The sequence below is a fragment of the Saliphagus sp. GCM10025317 genome (assembly GCF_042663665.1).
Lineage (GTDB): Archaea > Halobacteriota > Halobacteria > Halobacteriales > Natrialbaceae > Natronosalvus.
Map to the genome: position 1 here is coordinate 348,808 of NZ_JBHTAQ010000005.1, position 15,200 is coordinate 364,007.

General features: G+C 67.2%; 13 protein-coding genes. 3 read left to right on the forward strand and 10 right to left on the reverse strand.

Translation table 11 applies throughout. The annotated features are described in order from the left end of the window. Positions 1 to 130: 130 nt before the first annotated feature. Together icd and ACFQS4_RS03915 are read right to left on the reverse strand one after the other, a co-directional pair. Positions 131 to 1,393 (reverse strand): isocitrate dehydrogenase (NADP(+)), encoded by a 1,263-nt coding sequence (icd, locus tag ACFQS4_RS03910; protein WP_497902388.1) that lies wholly within the window; start codon positions 1,391 to 1,393, stop codon positions 131 to 133. Between the two features lie 59 nt (positions 1,394 to 1,452). Continuing rightward, complete coding sequence (locus tag ACFQS4_RS03915; RefSeq protein WP_497902389.1) at positions 1,453 to 1,752, reverse strand: hypothetical protein; 300 nt, start codon at positions 1,750 to 1,752, stop codon at positions 1,453 to 1,455. Positions 1,753 to 1,892: 140 nt separating this feature from the next. On the opposite strand from ACFQS4_RS03915, the gene ACFQS4_RS03920 reads away from it, so the two are divergent. Continuing rightward, positions 1,893 to 2,792: an isoaspartyl peptidase/L-asparaginase gene (locus ACFQS4_RS03920; RefSeq protein ID WP_497903142.1), complete on the forward strand. Its 900-nt coding sequence runs from the start codon at positions 1,893 to 1,895 to the stop codon at positions 2,790 to 2,792. Position 2,793: 1 nt separating this feature from the next. On the opposite strand, the gene ACFQS4_RS03925 is transcribed toward ACFQS4_RS03920, so the two are convergent. Next, a complete protein-coding gene (locus tag ACFQS4_RS03925; RefSeq protein ID WP_497902390.1) occupies positions 2,794 to 4,089 on the reverse strand; it encodes a tryptophan--tRNA ligase in 1,296 nt (431 codons plus the stop codon). Positions 4,090 to 4,427: 338 nt separating this feature from the next. On the opposite strand from ACFQS4_RS03925, the gene ACFQS4_RS03930 reads away from it, so the two are divergent. Next, positions 4,428 to 6,302 carry an ATP-binding protein gene (locus tag ACFQS4_RS03930; protein ID WP_497902391.1) on the forward strand — a complete coding sequence of 625 codons (1,875 nt, stop codon included), beginning with the start codon at positions 4,428 to 4,430 and terminating at the stop codon, positions 6,300 to 6,302. Between the two features lie 39 nt (positions 6,303 to 6,341). On the opposite strand, the gene ACFQS4_RS03935 is transcribed toward ACFQS4_RS03930, so the two are convergent. The 7 genes from ACFQS4_RS03935 to ACFQS4_RS03965 form a co-directional block, all read right to left on the reverse strand. After that, a complete protein-coding gene (locus tag ACFQS4_RS03935; RefSeq protein ID WP_497902392.1) occupies positions 6,342 to 6,734 on the reverse strand; it encodes a hypothetical protein in 393 nt (130 codons plus the stop codon). Between the two features lie 164 nt (positions 6,735 to 6,898). Beyond that, entirely contained in the window at positions 6,899 to 7,591 is a 693-nt protein-coding gene (locus ACFQS4_RS03940; RefSeq protein WP_497902393.1) for a hypothetical protein, read from the reverse strand. A gap of 109 nt (positions 7,592 to 7,700) precedes the next feature. Then, the gene (locus tag ACFQS4_RS03945; RefSeq protein ID WP_497902394.1) at positions 7,701 to 8,132 is read right to left on the reverse strand and encodes a DUF5807 family protein; all 432 of its coding nucleotides are present in this window, start codon (positions 8,130 to 8,132) and stop codon (positions 7,701 to 7,703) included. 102 nt (positions 8,133 to 8,234) lie between these two features. Further along, positions 8,235 to 8,462, reverse strand: a complete 228-nt coding sequence (locus ACFQS4_RS03950; RefSeq protein WP_497902395.1) for a hypothetical protein — start codon at positions 8,460 to 8,462, stop codon at positions 8,235 to 8,237. A gap of 194 nt (positions 8,463 to 8,656) precedes the next feature. Continuing rightward, positions 8,657 to 9,676 (reverse strand): phosphoribosylaminoimidazolesuccinocarboxamide synthase, encoded by a 1,020-nt coding sequence (locus ACFQS4_RS03955; protein WP_497902396.1) that lies wholly within the window; start codon positions 9,674 to 9,676, stop codon positions 8,657 to 8,659. A 209-nt stretch (positions 9,677 to 9,885) separates the two neighbouring features. Next, on the reverse strand, positions 9,886 to 11,487 hold the full coding sequence (locus ACFQS4_RS03960; protein WP_497902397.1) for a hydantoinase B/oxoprolinase family protein: 1,602 nt from the start codon (positions 11,485 to 11,487) through the stop codon (positions 9,886 to 9,888). Further along, the gene (locus tag ACFQS4_RS03965; RefSeq protein WP_497902398.1) at positions 11,484 to 13,604 is read right to left on the reverse strand and encodes a hydantoinase/oxoprolinase family protein; all 2,121 of its coding nucleotides are present in this window, start codon (positions 13,602 to 13,604) and stop codon (positions 11,484 to 11,486) included. The genes ACFQS4_RS03960 and ACFQS4_RS03965 overlap by 4 nt, the downstream gene beginning before the upstream one ends. 197 nt (positions 13,605 to 13,801) lie before the next feature. On the opposite strand from ACFQS4_RS03965, the gene cofH reads away from it, so the two are divergent. Beyond that, complete coding sequence (cofH, locus tag ACFQS4_RS03970; protein WP_497902399.1) at positions 13,802 to 15,187, forward strand: 7,8-didemethyl-8-hydroxy-5-deazariboflavin synthase subunit CofH; 1,386 nt, start codon at positions 13,802 to 13,804, stop codon at positions 15,185 to 15,187. Positions 15,188 to 15,200 lie beyond the last annotated feature (13 nt).

Consider the following 15,200-nt stretch of genomic DNA (forward strand, 5'->3'; position numbering starts at 1 on the left):
TTCGAAATCCGTACCTGCGGAGTTCGACTATAAAAACCGATAGATAGAGCCGGGTTCCGCGCTCGAGAGGGTGTCTACGACAGTTTTTCGACGTTCTGGCGGCAAAGCCGCCAGAGTTCGAGAAACGGGCCTACGCGAGTTTCTCGATATTCTCGATGACGGCGTCGGCGAACTCGCTCGTGGCGACCTTGGTGCCACCGTCGATCTGGCGGTGGAGGTCGTAGGTCACGGTTCCGGAGGAGATGGTCTCCTCGACGGCGTCGCGCACGAGGTCGGCGGCGTCCTTCCAGCCGAGGTAGTCGAGCATCTCGCGGCCCGAGAGGATCATCGCGGTCGGGTTGACCTTGTCCTCACCGGCGTACTTCGGCGCGGAGCCGTGGACGGGTTCGGCGAGACAGCGGCCGTGGCCGAAGTTGGCGCCGGGGGCGATGCCGAGGCCGCCGATCTGGGCGCCCGCGGCGTCGGACATGTAGTCGCCGTTGAGGTTCATCGTGGCGATGACCGAGTACTCGTCGGTGCGGGTCAGCAGCTGCTGGAGCATGTTGTCGGCGATGCGGTCTTTGACGACCACGGTGCCCTCGGGCTGGTCGCCGTCGTGTTCGTCCCAGAGTTCGTCCTCGGTGATGACGTCGTCGCCGTATTCCTCCTCGACGAGTTCGTAGCCCCAGTCGCGGAAGGCGCCCTCGGTGAACTTCATGATGTTGCCCTTGTGGACCAGGGTGACCGAGTCGCGCTCGTTGGCGATGGCGTAGTCGATTGCTTCACGAATCAGACGCTTAGAACCGAACTCCGAAATGGGCTTGACGCCGATGCCGACCGGGCCGTCGTGGATGACGTCCGCAATCTCCATGTCCTCCTCGAGGAACGTGCGAACCTGCTCGACTTCGTCGGTGCCGGCTTCCCACTCGACGCCAGCGTAGACGTCCTCGGTGTTCTCCCGGAAGGTGATCATGTCCATCTTCTCGGGTTCTTTGACGGGCGAGGGGACGCCGTCGATGTGGTAGGTCGGACGGACGTTCGCGTACATGTCGAGCGTCTGGCGCAGGGCGACGTTGAGCGAGCGGAAGCCGGCCCCGACGGGCGTTGTCAGCGGGCCCTTGATCGCGACGCGGTGTTCGCGGATCGCGCTGACGGTGTCCTCGGGGAGGTTCTCGTCGTAGCGCTCGCGGGCGCTCTCGCCGGCGTAGACGCGCATCCAGGAGATCGATCGGCCGGTCGCTTCCGCGGCGGCGTCGAGTACTTTCTGGGCGGCGGGGCCGACGTCGGTGCCGATGCCGTCGCCGTGAATAATCGGGATAATCGGGTTTGCCGGTACGTCGAGTTCGCCGGTCTCCTCGTCGGCGAGCGTAATTTTCTCCCCGTCCTCGGGGACCTCGACTTGCTCGTAGCTCATGATCGTTCGTAGGTGGTTTGCTCGGGGGTAAAAGACCTCCCATTTGGGCTGGCTAGCGCTCACTTCTCGAGCGCGTTCGCGTCCTGGGCGTCGTCCGCGTTCGAGTCGCCGGCCAGTACGACCAGCCCAAGGACGACGGCGACCGCCCCGAGGAGCGCGAGCGCGAGCGAGAGCCACCTCGAGGAGAGCCATCCTTCCGCGAGGCCGAACCAACGGATGGCGAGGATCGTAAACCCGAGGACGACGCCGGCCGTTCCCTCCGGTTCGCCGAACTCGTCGCTGGCGGTCCAGTCGATACGACTGGCGGCAATGGCGGTCATCGTCGCACAGAAGAGGACCAGAAACGCGACCGGGCTCATCGCCGGTCCGTACAAGCGGTGCCCTCCTAAGTGTGTGGGATTGTCTCAGGTTGGAGGTTCGTCGCCACTGGACCGCCGGCGGGATGGCAAGAATCATTTGGGTTCCGAAACCGCCTCACAGTATGTCCTCACGGTCACAGCTGCAGGTCGTCGTCCACGGTGGCGCCGGAACCGCTCCCGAAGCGCCCGAATCCAGGCAGACTGTCCTCGAGACAGCCGCGAACGCGGGCGCCGAGAGTGAGACGCCGGTCGACGCCGTCGAGAGCGCGATTCACGTCCTCGAGTCCTCGCCCCGGTTCAACGCAGGCGTCGGCGGAGCCATCCAGAGCGACGGCGTCGTCCGAACGGACGCGGGGATCATGACCGACGACCGACGCGTGGGCGCGGCCTGCTCGATGCCCGGCGTCGAGCACGCCGTCAGCGTCGCCCGCCTGGTCATGGACGAGACACCCCACGGATTCGTCTCGGGCGAGCACGCGGTCGCGCTCGCCGCGGAGTATGGAATCGAGACGGGCGTGTATCTCCGCTCGGAACGCACCCGGGAGAAGTGGGCCGACCTCGAGGCGCCCGAGGGCGGCCCGAAAGCCCAGCTCGAGTGGATTCGCGACCAGTACGGGCAATCCGACCCCGACGGCCGGGACGACCCGAAGGATCACGACACCGTCGGCGCGGTCGCCTTCGACGGCGAGCGGATCGCGGCGGCCACCTCCACGGGCGGGCGCTGGCTCGCCCTCGCCGGCCGCGTCGGCGACGTCCCGCAGGTGGGTTCGGGCTTTTACGCCTGCCCCGCCGCCGGCGTGAGCGCGACGGGTGCCGGCGAGGATATCGCCCGGGTCACCCTCTCACGGCGCGTCGCCCGCCACGTCGAGCGCGGTCTCGACGCGCAGGCAGCTACGGACCTCGCCATCGAGGAGTTTGGCGAACTGACGGGCTCGAGCGCTGGCGTGATCGCCATCGACTCCCGCGGAGGGATCGGCGCGGCGTACAACAGCGACGCGATGCAGACGGCCCGCGTCTCGCGTCGCTCGCTCGAGGAGTAGGTTAGTCCAGCCGCGGAACGCCCGCCGCCTCGAGCGCCGTCAGTCGCTCCTCTTCCGTCAGTCGAAATGGCGCGAGTTCGTCCTCGAGGTCGCCGAGGGCCGCCCGGCGACGCTGGTGGTCGGCCAGGAATTCCGAAATTCGGTCGGCGGCGAGTTCCTTGAGTTCGCCGCTGAGGAGGCGCCCGTCGCGGTAGTCGGCCGCAATCTTCGTGAGGCGGTCGTCGTCCGGTTCGAACCCGTAGCGCAGGTACTGGAAGGCCACGTCGACCGTCGGATCGCCGCCGTGTTCGCGATGGGCTGCGAGGCTCGAGCGGCCGCCGCTGTAGGCGTGCTCGCGGATGGTGTCGGCGATGGTTTCCGGACGGTCGGTCAGCTCAATCGACGGCGCCGCGCCCGAGGAACTCATCTTTCCGGGCCCCTCGAGGCCGGGGAGGAACCGCCCCAGCAGAGCGCCCGGCTTCTCGACCGGCAGCGCCTCTCTGGCGGCGACGTCCCGGCAGACGCGGACGTGAGGATCCTGGTCGACGGCGATAGGAACGAGCGCCGGCTGGCGACCCGAGACGAGTTGCGGGAGCAGGAGGTGGGATGCCTGGACGGCGGGGTAGAACTGCAGGCCGACGGTGTCTTGCTCGCCGTAGACGGCCTCGACGGTCGCCGGGGTGAGGTGTTTCGACAGGCGAACGGCAATCGGGTAGATCACGTCCGCGTCTGCCGTGTCGATCACGATTCGAGTCCGTTCGGGATCGAAGCCGACGGCCAGTAGATCGCGCAGGTTCTCGCGCGTGGCCTCGCCGATGGACGCAAAGGACTGGTCCTTCGCGAGGAACTTCTCGTCGTCCGAGACTGGCAGGTACACCGTGGCGCCGGTCTCGCGCTGGATCGTCCGCGCGAGGTAAAAGGGGAGGACGTGACCCAGGTGCATCGGCCCCGACGGGCCGCGACCGGTGACGATGGCGTGCGGGTCGCCCGACTCGGCGGCCTCGAGGAAGGCGTCGACGTCACGGCCGGCGTAGAACGTTCCTCGACGGATCGTCGGGTGATCGGGGAAGCGGTCGCGCTGGGCGTCGGTGAGGGGGTCGGCGCCGAATTGCTCGAGCAGGCGGTCGTAGTCGACCTCGCCGCGGACGGCGTAGGGGGTGACGAGGGCGCCGTCGGGTCTGGCTTCGGTTCCGCTTCCGGTGCCGGTGGGGGCGCCGGTTTCGTCGCCGTCGGCCGGTGACTGGCTTTGCGTCGATTCGTCGGTTGCTGACTGGCTATTCGTCGAGTCGTCGGTGGGTGGTGATGGTGTCGGTGTCATCTCGGAACTGAAACGGAACTGCAGTGCTATCGGAAGCGAAATCACGACGGCTGGAAGCCGCCAGAAGCGAGGAGCGAAGGGAGCGCCACCGACTGCCGCGCCCGGGGAGTCCGGGGCCGGTTCAATCGATGCGACCGACGACAGCACTGTCCGCTCTCGAGAACCGCACGCGCCACCGCCACTCGAGAGCGAACGCCATACTCACTCTCCGGACGAACCGACAAAGAGCGTTTCGGTGGTCTGGTGGCCGGCGGCGAAATCTGAACGGGCCAATAGGGTTTTGACTGTCGCCGAGTGATGAACGTACAATCTAGTTATACCACGAGCGACAGACCAGTATGGAACGAACGCGACCCCACATCGACGTCACCCTCGTGAGCCCGAACGGCTCGCTCGAGGCGCTCGCGAAAACGCTGCGACGAGACTGTTCTACCATCGACGTGACCGTCGTCGACCGGCCAGAGGACCTCCCGGGCGCGGAGGTGGAGGTGGACGTGGGCGCGGACACCGATGGAAGGCACGTAGAGACAGACACGGACGCGAGGCCAGCCGACTGCATCGTCGTCTGTCACGCCAGCGACGTCGACGGCCTCACCCAGCTCGAGGCGGTACTCGACCGGATCGGTGAGTCGACCCCGGTCGTCGTCTACTCGCTCGTCCACGAACTCGAGCTCGTCACCGCGTCGATCACCGCCGGTGCGGCCGACGTCATCTGTCCGGGTGCCGATGACCCGGCTCTGCTCGAGCGACGACTCCGCGCTGCGGCGGGCGACGGACCGCCGTCGCAATCGCCCGCCCGCCGACTCGAGTCCCTGCTCGAGTACCTCCCTCACCAGGTCTTTCTCAAGGACGACCACCACCGAATCGTCGACGCGAGCCGCGTCGCCGCCGACGAGTACGGGCTCACGCGCGAACAGATGATCGGCCTGACCGACTTCGAACTCCTCCAGCCCGAGGTGGCCGAGGAGCTCTTCGCCGAGGAGCGCCGGATCATGGAAACCGGCGAGCCGATCATCAACAAGATCGAACACTACGTCGATCGACAGGGTCGCGACCGCTGGGTGAGCACCAGCAAGGCCGCCAGGTACGACGGTGGCGAGGCCATCGGCGTCCTGGGGAGCACCCGGGACGTCACCGAACAACAGCGACAGGAACAGCTGCTCGACGTCCTCCACGAGGCGAGTCGCGACCTCGTCTCGGCCTCGAACCGCGCCGACGTCGCCCACGTCGCCGTCACCATCGCCGAGGACATTCCCGATTTGCCGCGAATCTGTATCGCGCTCCTCGAGGACGGCCATCTCGAACCGGCCTGTGACGATCGGGCGGTCTTCGACCGCTACGGCGACGCGTTCGATCGATCCGTGCTCGAGGACGGGGCGCGGTATCTCGACGCCGACGGGGTCGAAACCACCCTCGAGGACGGTGCCGTCGTCGCGGTACTCCCGCTCGGTTCTCACGGCGTGCTGGGCTTCGAGACGACCAGCGGGACGCTCGAACCGTTCAGCGTCGACCTCGCGCAGATCCTCGCAGCAAACGTCGAGGTCGCCCTCGATCGAGCCGAACGCGAGGCCCGACTGCAGTCCCAGAACGAACGACTCGAGCAGTTCGCGAGTATCGTCAGCCACGACCTCCGGAACCCGATGAGCACCGCGCGGGGCTACCTCGAGGCCTATCGCGACAGCGGCAACCCCGATCATGCCGACGAGATCGAACACGCTCTCGATCGAATGGAACGGCTCACGGGCGAGATGCTCGAACTCGCTCGTCACGGACGGATCGTCGACTCGGTCGAACCGGTCGAACTCGCCGCCGTCGTGGATCGAGCCTGGCGAAACGTCCCGACCGACGACGCCGTCCTCGAGAATTATCTCGAGGGCGTGACCTACGGCGATTCGGTGCGCGTCCAGGAAGCCCTCGAGAATCTGTTTCGAAATTCCGTGGAACACGGTCTCGAGCGAACGGTGGGTGAGCGTCGAATCAGGGTCGAGCGAATCCCCCGCGGCTTCGCCGTCGAGGACGACGGGCCAGGAATTCCCGACAGCCGAAAGGACGAGGTGTTCGACCTCGGGTACACCGGATCGGTCGACGGCACCGGATACGGTCTCTACATCGTCGAACAGATCGTCACTGGCCACGACTGGTCGATCCGGGTTACCGACGGCGAGGACGGCGGCGCCCGATTCGAAATCACGGGACTCGAGTTCGACTCGTAGCGGTGCCGGCCGCTGTCGCTGCCTCTCGAACTGTCGTTTTCACCCGAGCCTCGAGAGCACGCGCTCGAGTAGTGACTTCGTCTCCGCCTGCGTCTCCATTTCAGACTCCTGGCCCGCTCGCTCGCCGCCCGTTTCCCGCTCCTCAAGCACCCGCTCGTAGTGGTCGATCACGGCCTGGTTTCGCCGTCGTTCGGCGCGCACCAGACGCTCGAGAATCGCGACCTGCTGTCGGAGGGTGCGCTCGTCGAGTTCCCGCTGGTCGGAGGCCTGATCGGCCGACGCGTCGCCGTCGATACTCTGGCGCATGTACGCCGCGTCGATGTCGACGCTGACTTCGCTTTCACTTTCAGTTCTGGTCTCGGTCCCTCTCGCCGGCTCCTCGTCACCTGCTTTCGACCCGTCCGCTTCGAGCTCACGGAACGTGACAGCCATTGGGTCTCCTGCTACCACACACCCCGCCAAAAAGGTCAGTCAGTCGCCCGTCAGACACGTCCGACGAGTGGCGGTCACTCGGCCTCCGGTAGAGCATCGACCCCGGTCGATACGCGAGCGGGAACGATCGGTGGCAATCTCTGGGCACGGACGATGATCGTCCATTACCCCCTCGAGGCCAGGAGCCGAATCACGAGCTGGAGCACGTGGACGAAGACCCCGGCCACGGCGATGTAGACGCCGATGGTCTGGAGGGCGACCGAGGCGTTGCGTTTGTCCCGAACCTGCCAGATTTCGTAGCCGAGTCGGAGCAGGAAGCCGAGGAAGATCAGGACGAAGCCGGCCAGCAAGACGGGTTCGACGAACGTCCCGATCAGGATGGCCACCACGCCGCCGATGAAGGCGTACGTGGCGAAGCGACCCCAGGACTCGAACGTCTTCGAGCGGGCGTAGACGTAGGTGGCGATCACCGCGGTCACGACGGCGACGATGACCGCCGTGACGGCGAGAATCTGTGGTTGCTGGGCTCGAGGCACGAAACCCAGTACGCCGGCGCCGAAGACGCCGAAAGCGAGTTGCAGGATCACCATGCCGACGAAGGCGATGCCGAGGTTCCCTCCCGTGACGCCGCGCTCCGCGACGATCTCGCCGCCCGTGATCGCGGCCCCGTAGACGAGCACGCCGACGATGGGGAACTGGAAGAGGTACGCGTTGGCTTCCTGGAGCGGCGTGAGGACGACGGCGTACATCAGCGCGACGTTGATCGCCATCAGGATGGTGGCACCACCGATGACCTGCAGTTCTCTGCTCGAAAAGCCGGTTCCGGTGTCGGTTTCGTACGGCGAATCGACGCTCATGGGTGCGGCTACGTCGTCTGGACGGAAAACGTTGCGTCCGGAACACTCGAGCGAGGTGTCGGTAGATTCGAGCGCCTGTGCTCGTTCTGACGGCGAGTCGCGTCCCGCCTCAGTCCTGGACCGCCCAGCGGTCGGAGTACGCCGTCCCGCACGTACACTGGGCGTAGGCGTGGACGACGTCGCCCTCGGCGTAGATGCCGCCGACCTCCTCGTTCTGTTCCTCGGCGAACGCGAAGACGAACTGGGCGCCGTGGTCGCCCTCCTCGCCCTCGGGCTTGTCCGGGCAGGTGCCGCCAGCTAAGTCGTCGTCGATGATCCCCTCGTGTTCCATCGCCAGCCTGGCGAACTCCATCGCGCCGGTGCCGGTCGCCGCTTTGAACGCGTTTCGGCCACGTTCGCCGTCGATGACGATCAGGACGCCACCCTCGACGGGGTCGCCGTACTCGGCGAGTCGGTCGTCGGAGACGTAGGAGTCGGCGAGAAAGAGCGCTACGTCCTCCGGTCGTTCGCCGGCGAGAAATGCCTCGCGTGCCTCGGTCATACCACGTTCGAGGAGGTCACGGGTGAAAAATGGCGCGCACTCGAGCCAGGGTCGGTGAACTCGAGCCGGGTGCGATAAAAACGAAAACTGGTCGTTCGTCGATCAGTCGCCGTGTTGCGGTTCGTGTTCGAACGAACGTGCGCTCGAGCCGGCGTCGAGTCGCTCGGCCCACGTCGGGGAGACGGTCGGGGCTAGCGCGAAGAACGTGACGATGGACACGAGCAAGACGAGGGCGATGCTCGCGACGATGGCGATTGCGGTCGTTGGATCGGCGGACAGGAAGGCCAACATGGTGATCAGGTATCGATCGATCGTACGGAATCGACCCATATGAGCGTTACTTTGTCCGGAAACCTTCGTTAATAATTGTGATTGTGGAATGGTGACGAAGAACGTGGGAGAGCGACTCGAGGGGTACCGCCCCAGTCCTATTGGGGCCTCCGACGGCTGGACGGCATCGGTCCAACCGACGCTACAGGAGGATATCGACGGCGACGGACAGCCGCTGGACGGCCCAACCAGGCCTACAGCCGCTGGACGGCCCCAATCGCGGCCGACAGCGACGGCGCCTCGAAGATTTCGCGGCCGACGTAGGCGTTCGTCCCGGCACAGTAGATTGCTCGAGCGATGTCGATCACGTCTTCGTCGAGTGGCTGGGGCTCCCGATCGCAGAGGGACTTCCAGTCGGCGACGTCTTCGGCCCTGGCGCGTTCTTTCGCGTCGGTGACGGCGTCGACCCAGTCCGGCTGGGTTCGCTTGTGGTGCTGGCGGATGACCTCCTTCGAGAGTTGCACCCCCTCGTAGCTGAAGCGGTTCTCGTCGAACGTGCCGACGACGTCCGCGACGCGAATCTCGCCCCGGTAGTAGAGACACTCGATCTTGCCGTCCTGGTGGACGAGTCCGGCCGTCTCGGCCTGCTCGGTGATGGCGTGATTGACCTCGCGGGCGACCGCTTCGAGGGCCTCGATGTCCGCTTTCCCGGCGATGGCGTCGGCCTCCTCCCGGGAGAGGTAGCGGTCGCCCTCCTCGTACTTCGTGGAGAACTCGATGATCGGTGTCTCGAGGTCGACCGCACCCTCGGGCCAGGCGTCGAATTCGAGGCCGTGGTCTTCGGGATCGGTTCGTCGGCGAAGGCTCGAGCCGATCGGGACCTCGTTTCGGAAGACGATCTCGAGGGGGATCAGGTAGTTCTCGCCGGCCGCGGCGTGGTAGGCGTCGTAGTCGTAGGTGCGCCCCTCGTGAGGCAGATCGGGGACCTGGGTGAGGTCGATCGCCATCTCGAACGGCGGGCGAGTGGCCTCTTCGAGTGGGACCACCGACCCATCCTCGACGACGCCCTGGTAGTGAGTCGGGACGCCGGCGTCCTGGAGCAGTTCGAAGTTGTATGCGCCCATCGTACAGAGGCTCGCACCCTTGTCGGGGATCTGGTCGGGCATCTTTCCCCAGTCGAACACCGAATAATCGTCCGTGAAGACGAACGCGCCCGAGCCCAGTTCGTCGGCGGTCGCTTCCTCGTCGATGCGAAACTCCTTGACGCTCGTCACGCGAGCCACCCCCGAACCGTGGACCGGTTCGTCGGGCTGGATTTCCGGGTGCTCGTCGGTGCCGTCGTCGCGAACGTGGATGTGGATCCGGAGGGAGCCACTGGGCCGCCGTGCATACTCGAGATGCCAGTACGGGCGCCTAAAAGGTTTCAGTATCGATTCGAGTTCCGTCGTCTCGGCTATCTTCGACCCCGCTCCCCCGACTCCGCTTACTTCCCGTCGACCGACTTCCCGTCGAGGGCGTCACGTTCGCGCGCACTCGAATCGCGCTCGCCCGGGTCGCCGTACCCGCCACCGCCGGGCGTTTCGACGGTGACGGTGGTGCTGGCCTCGACGTCGACCGTCGTCTTCGCGGGGACGGCCGCCCCGTCGATCCGGTTCTCGCCCGTGGCGCCGTCCTCGCCGCCGCTCGTGCCCCGGGGGGCGAACCGCCGTCGCTCCGTGAGCAGGGAGACCGTCGCGTCAGCCTCGACGGTGATCGAGCGCTCGAGGCCGAGGCCGCCGCGATAGCGCCCATCGCCGCCGCTTCCTTCCCGGAGCGCGTAGCGCTCGACGCGCATCGGGTAGGCCGCCTCGAGGGCTTCGATCGGCGTGTTCAGCGTGTTGGTCATCCCGACCTGGACGCCGTCGACGCCGTCGCGGTCGGGTCGGGCGCCGAACCCACCGCCGATGGTCTCGTAGTAGGTGAAGCCTTCGGCGCCCCTGCTTCCGATAATCAGGTTGTTCATCGTGCCCTGGCTCTGGGCGGGCACGCGCCCGGGGATGGCTTCGGCGAACGCCGAGAGCACCACGTCCGTCACCCGCTGACTCGTTTCGACGTTGCCGCCGACGACGGCCGCCGGCCGGTTCGGGTTCAGAACGGATCCAGCTGGCGCACGCACGGTTACCGGCTGGTAACAGCCGTCGTTCGGCGGAATGTCCGGGTCCGTCACGGCTCTGAGGACGAAGTACACCGCGCTCCTGGCGACCGCCAGCGGCGCGTTCATGTTGCCGGCCACCTGGTCGGCCGTCCCCGCGAAGTCGACGTCCACCGTCGTCCCATCGATCGTGACCGCCACCTCGAGTGGAATCGTCGACTCCTCGACGCCGTCTCCCTCGAGCCAGTCGCGTCCCCGATAGGTACCATCGGGAATCGTCTCGAGTTCGGCCTCGATCCGCTCTCGAGAGTACTCGATGACGCCGTCGAAGGCCGCCTCGAGGGTCGCCCGGCCGCGTTCGGCGACGAGTTCGCGAACCCGGTCGCGGGCCCGGTCGGTCGCAGCGAGCTGGGCCCGGAGGTCCGCCCGGCGTTCGGCGGGGTTGCGGACGTTCGCCAGCACGAGCGACAGTACGTTCGAATCGATCTCGCCGTCGACGACGAGCCGCGTCGGCGGCAATCGCAGCCCCTCCTGGTAGATCTCGGTCGCCCCCGCGGGCATGCTCCCCGGGGTCATCCCGCCGACGTCGCCGTGGTGGGCTCGCGTGACTCCGTAGCCAACAATATCGCCGCCGACGTCGATCGGTGCGACGATCGTCACGTCAGGGAGGTGGGTTCCGCCGGTAAACGGATCGTTCAGGACGTACGCCTCGCCTGGTTTAGGGTCACGTTCACGAACCGCCTGCACCGCCTCCGGCATCGCCCCGAGGTGGACCGGGATGTGCTCGGCCTGGGCGACCATCCGACCCTCGGCGTCGAATAGCGCCGTCGAGCAGTCCCGCCGCTCCTTGATGTTCGGGGAGTAGGCCCCGTGGATCAACACGTGCCCCATCTCCTCGGCGATGCCTTCGAGCCGATTTCTGAGCACCTCGAGGGTGACGGCGTCGAGGGTCACGGGCGCTCACCTCCGTTGGTCCCGGTTTTCTGGCCGCGCTCGTTCATCCGTCCGGATTTCTGGCCGGGGGCGTTCGTCCGCCCCCGCTCGAGGACGAGTTCCCCGTTCTCACCCACTGAACCGGACCACCCTGGCGGGACGACCGTCGTGCTCTCCTCGCCCTCGAGGATCGACGGCCCTTCGATCGTCGTTCCAGGAGCGACGGCGTCTCTGGCCAGAACCGCCGCCTCACGACGCTCCCCATCGAAGAAGACGGGTCGCGATCCGAGTACGTTCTCGTCCTCCCCCTCGCCTCGTCCTTCGTACCGTATCGACGGCGCTTCGCGGGCCGCGCGGACCGTCACCCCGAGCGCGACCAGTTCGATCGGTTCGTCCATCCGGTAGCCGTAGGCGCGTTCGTGGGCCGCGTCGAAGCGCTCGCGGATGGTCACGAGGTCGACCGGATCGTCGATGCGCACCTCGAGTTCGAAGCTCTGGCCGGCGTACCGGAGGTCGGCGCGTCGCTCGACGACGGGGTCGTCGCCGGAGCCGACGTCCTCGAGCGCGCCGGCCGTCAGCTCGGCGTAGGTCTCTTCCAGGACCTCGCGGTCGGCCGCCTCGAGCGGCGTCCGGTGGGTTCGCACCCGGTCGTGTTTCTCGTCGGCGTCGAGCAGGCCGTACGCCGAGAGCACCCCGCCGGCGAGGGGGATCACGACGCGATCCATCCCGAGCCGGTCGGCCACGGCGGCGGCGTGCATCGGTCCGGCACCGCCGAAGGCCACGAGTCCGAACTCGCGGGGGTCGTGGCCGCGCTCGACGGTCACCGATCGGATGGCGCGAGTCATCGTTGCGTTCGCGACGCGATAGACCCCGGCGGCGGCCTCGCGGGCGGACTCAAGGCCCGCCTCCTTTGCCAGTTCCTCGAGCGCGTTCTGGGCGGCGTCGACGTCGAGGGAGACTTCGCCGCCGAGGGTTGCGTCCGGGCCGAGATACCCGAGGACGACGGCGGCGTCGGTGACGGTCGGCTCGGTCCCCCCGCGACCGTAACACGCGGGGCCGGGGTCGGCGCCCGCCGACTCGGGGCCCACCCGAAGGGCGCCACCGGCGTCGACCCACGCGATCGAGCCGCCGCCGGAGCCGACGGTCGTCACGTCGACCATCGGCGTCGCGATGGGGTGACCGGCGATCGTAGTGGAGTTCGTTCGGGCGACCTCGCCGTCGCGGACGAGACTCACGTCGCTCGAGGTGCCGCCCATGTCGAAGGTGACGAGTCCCTCGAGGTCCGCGTCCGTGATCGCGGCCTCGGCGGTCGCGGCCGCCCCGACGACGCCCGCCGGCGGCCCCGAGAGCACCGTCGTCACCGCCCGTTCGCGGACTGCGTCGAGGTCCGCGATGCCGCCGTTGGACTGCATCACCCGCGGTTCCGGGAGACCGACGGCTCGAGCCCGTTCGACGAGCCGTCCGAGGTAGGCGTCGATCGCCGGACGGACGTAGGCGTTCGCGACCGTCGTCGAGGTCCGCTCGTACTCCCGGAAGGCAGGGAGCACCTCGTGGGAGGCCGACACGGGCAGCTCGAGTCGCTCCCGTAGTCGGTCCGCGACGGCGGCCTCGTTCGCGGGATCCGCGTACGCGTGGAGGAACGAAACTGCCACGCTCTCAACTTCGCTCCCGTCCTCGTTCTCGGCCGCCCCGGCGAGGCGGTCGACCAGGTCGTCCACGTCCTCGGGGTCGACCGGATCGACGACGCCCTCGGTCGTCGCTCGTTCCGCGAGTTCGAACCGACGGCGGCGAGGGACGAGCGGGTCGACCCGCTCGACCGAGAGGTCGTACAGCGACGGGCGGTTCTGGCGACCGATCTCGAGGACATCGCGAAAGCCTTCCGTCGTGACCAGTGCGGTCGTCGCGCCGTCGCCCTCGAGGAGCGCGTTCACCGAGACCGTCATCGCGTGGGTGAACGTCTCGATGGATTCGGGCGGGAAAGCCGCCTTCTCACAGACTTTTTCGATTCCCCCGAGGACGCCCTCGCTCTGGTCAGCCGTCGAGGGGACCTTCGCGGTCGTCAGGCCGTCCTCGGTCGCCAGGACGACGTCGGTGAACGTGCCGCCGACGTCGACGCCGACGTGCGTCGTCGCGCCCATCACCGCGCCCCCGTCGTCTCGGCTGGTCTCGCGAAGGGCTCGTTCGGATTCACATCCGGTCTATACGTGACGGTCCCAAAAAGTGTTGGCAGCCCCCTCGACCCACGTCGACGGTGGCAGCCGAAGTGAAAGACAGTGGACAGCGGAATCGGCCACTTTCACCACGTTTTTCCTGCTCTGCGTCCATCGTACCGACGATGGAACCCCCCGTCACCGACGCCGACCTCGCCTTCGAGCACGTTCCCGAGACCGATCAGTCGTTCGAGAACGCCCTCGAGAAGGCCCGGAACGGGACGCGGCTCACGGTCGACGACGCCGTCGAGTTGCTGACGACGGGGACCGACCGCGAGGAGATCGACCGCCGGCGCAAGGAGCGGGTGCTCGAGGCGGCCGACCACCGCCGCCAGGACGTCGTCGGCGACGAGGTCACGTTCGTCGCCAACCTCAACAATAACGTCACGACCGCGTGCAACGTCGGCTGCCTCTTCTGCAACTTCAAGGACGCCGCCCACACGTTCGAGCGCGACTACGACGGCCTCGAGACGGCTGGCTTCACGAAGACGCCCGCCGAATCGCGCGAGATCGTGGCCGACGCCGTCGAGCGAGGGATCTACGAGGTGACCTCGGTCTCGGGCCTCCACCCTGGGTTCGCCCTCGACGACGAACACCTCGAGATCCTCGAGGCCCACTCCGATCCGAAGGCAGTCAACTACAAACCGCCCGAGACCTACGAGACGGACCCCGGCACCTACGCCGACCAGCTCGAGGCGATGAGCGTCGACGGCGTTCACGTCCACTCGATGACCCCCGAGGAGGGATACCACGCCCGGCGGGGAACCGACTGGTCTTACGAGGAGGTGTACGGCCGACTGCAGGACGCCGGATTGGATACGGTCCCAGGAACGGCCGCCGAAATCCTCGTCGACGAGGTTCGCGACGTCATCTGCCCCGGGAAGATCCGAACCGGCGACTGGCTCGAGGCCATGGAGGCCGCCGCGAACGTCGGTCTCGGCCTGACCGCGACGATCATGTACGGTCACGTAGAGAACGAGGCCCACCGCGCGATGCACCTGAAGGAAGTTCGCGACCTCCAGGAGCGCGTCGACGGCGCTATCACCGAGTTCGTGCCCCTCTCGTTCGTCCACCAGAACACGCCGCTGTACGAACACGGCGTCGTCTCGGGCGGGGCCAGCCGCGACGAGGACGAACTCATGATCGCCGTCTCGCGTCTCTTTCTCGACAACATCGACCACGTCCAGTCCTCGTGGGTCAAGTACGGCAACGAGGGCGGCCTGAAGATGCTCGCCTGCGGCGCCGACGACTTCATGGGCACGATCCTCTCCGAGGAGATCACGACCCGCGCCGGGGGCGAGCACGGTGAGTTCCGATCTTTCGAGGACTACGTCGACCTCATCACCTCGATCGGTCGCGAACCAGTCGAGCGCTCGACGGACTACCGGGAGCGGCGCGTGATCGACCCCGACGACCCGCCGTTCGGGCCACGACTGGGGCCGAAGGCCGACGGGACGCCGCTGCTCGAGGACGAACGGGCCACAACCGGCGTGGAATCGATCCCGGAGTAGGCCACAGCGACCG

Bases quoted from the DNA above. Each gene is read 5' to 3' on its own strand.
- icd (WP_497902388.1), bottom strand. From the start codon at position 1,393: ATGAGCTACGAGCAAGTCGAGGTCCCCGAGGACGGGGAGAAAATTACG.
- ACFQS4_RS03915 (WP_497902389.1), bottom strand. From the start codon at position 1,752: ATGAGCCCGGTCGCGTTTCTGGTCCTCTTCTGTGCGACGATGACCGCC.
- ACFQS4_RS03925 (WP_497902390.1), bottom strand. From the start codon at position 4,089: ATGACACCGACACCATCACCACCCACCGACGACTCGACGAATAGCCAG.
- ACFQS4_RS03930 (WP_497902391.1), top strand. From the start codon at position 4,428: ATGGAACGAACGCGACCCCACATCGACGTCACCCTCGTGAGCCCGAAC.
- ACFQS4_RS03935 (WP_497902392.1), bottom strand. From the start codon at position 6,734: ATGGCTGTCACGTTCCGTGAGCTCGAAGCGGACGGGTCGAAAGCAGGT.
- ACFQS4_RS03940 (WP_497902393.1), bottom strand. From the start codon at position 7,591: ATGAGCGTCGATTCGCCGTACGAAACCGACACCGGAACCGGCTTTTCG.
- ACFQS4_RS03945 (WP_497902394.1), bottom strand. From the start codon at position 8,132: ATGACCGAGGCACGCGAGGCATTTCTCGCCGGCGAACGACCGGAGGAC.
- ACFQS4_RS03950 (WP_497902395.1), bottom strand. From the start codon at position 8,462: ATGGGTCGATTCCGTACGATCGATCGATACCTGATCACCATGTTGGCC.
- ACFQS4_RS03965 (WP_497902398.1), bottom strand. From the start codon at position 13,604: ATGGGCGCGACGACGCACGTCGGCGTCGACGTCGGCGGCACGTTCACC.
- cofH (WP_497902399.1), top strand. From the start codon at position 13,802: ATGGAACCCCCCGTCACCGACGCCGACCTCGCCTTCGAGCACGTTCCC.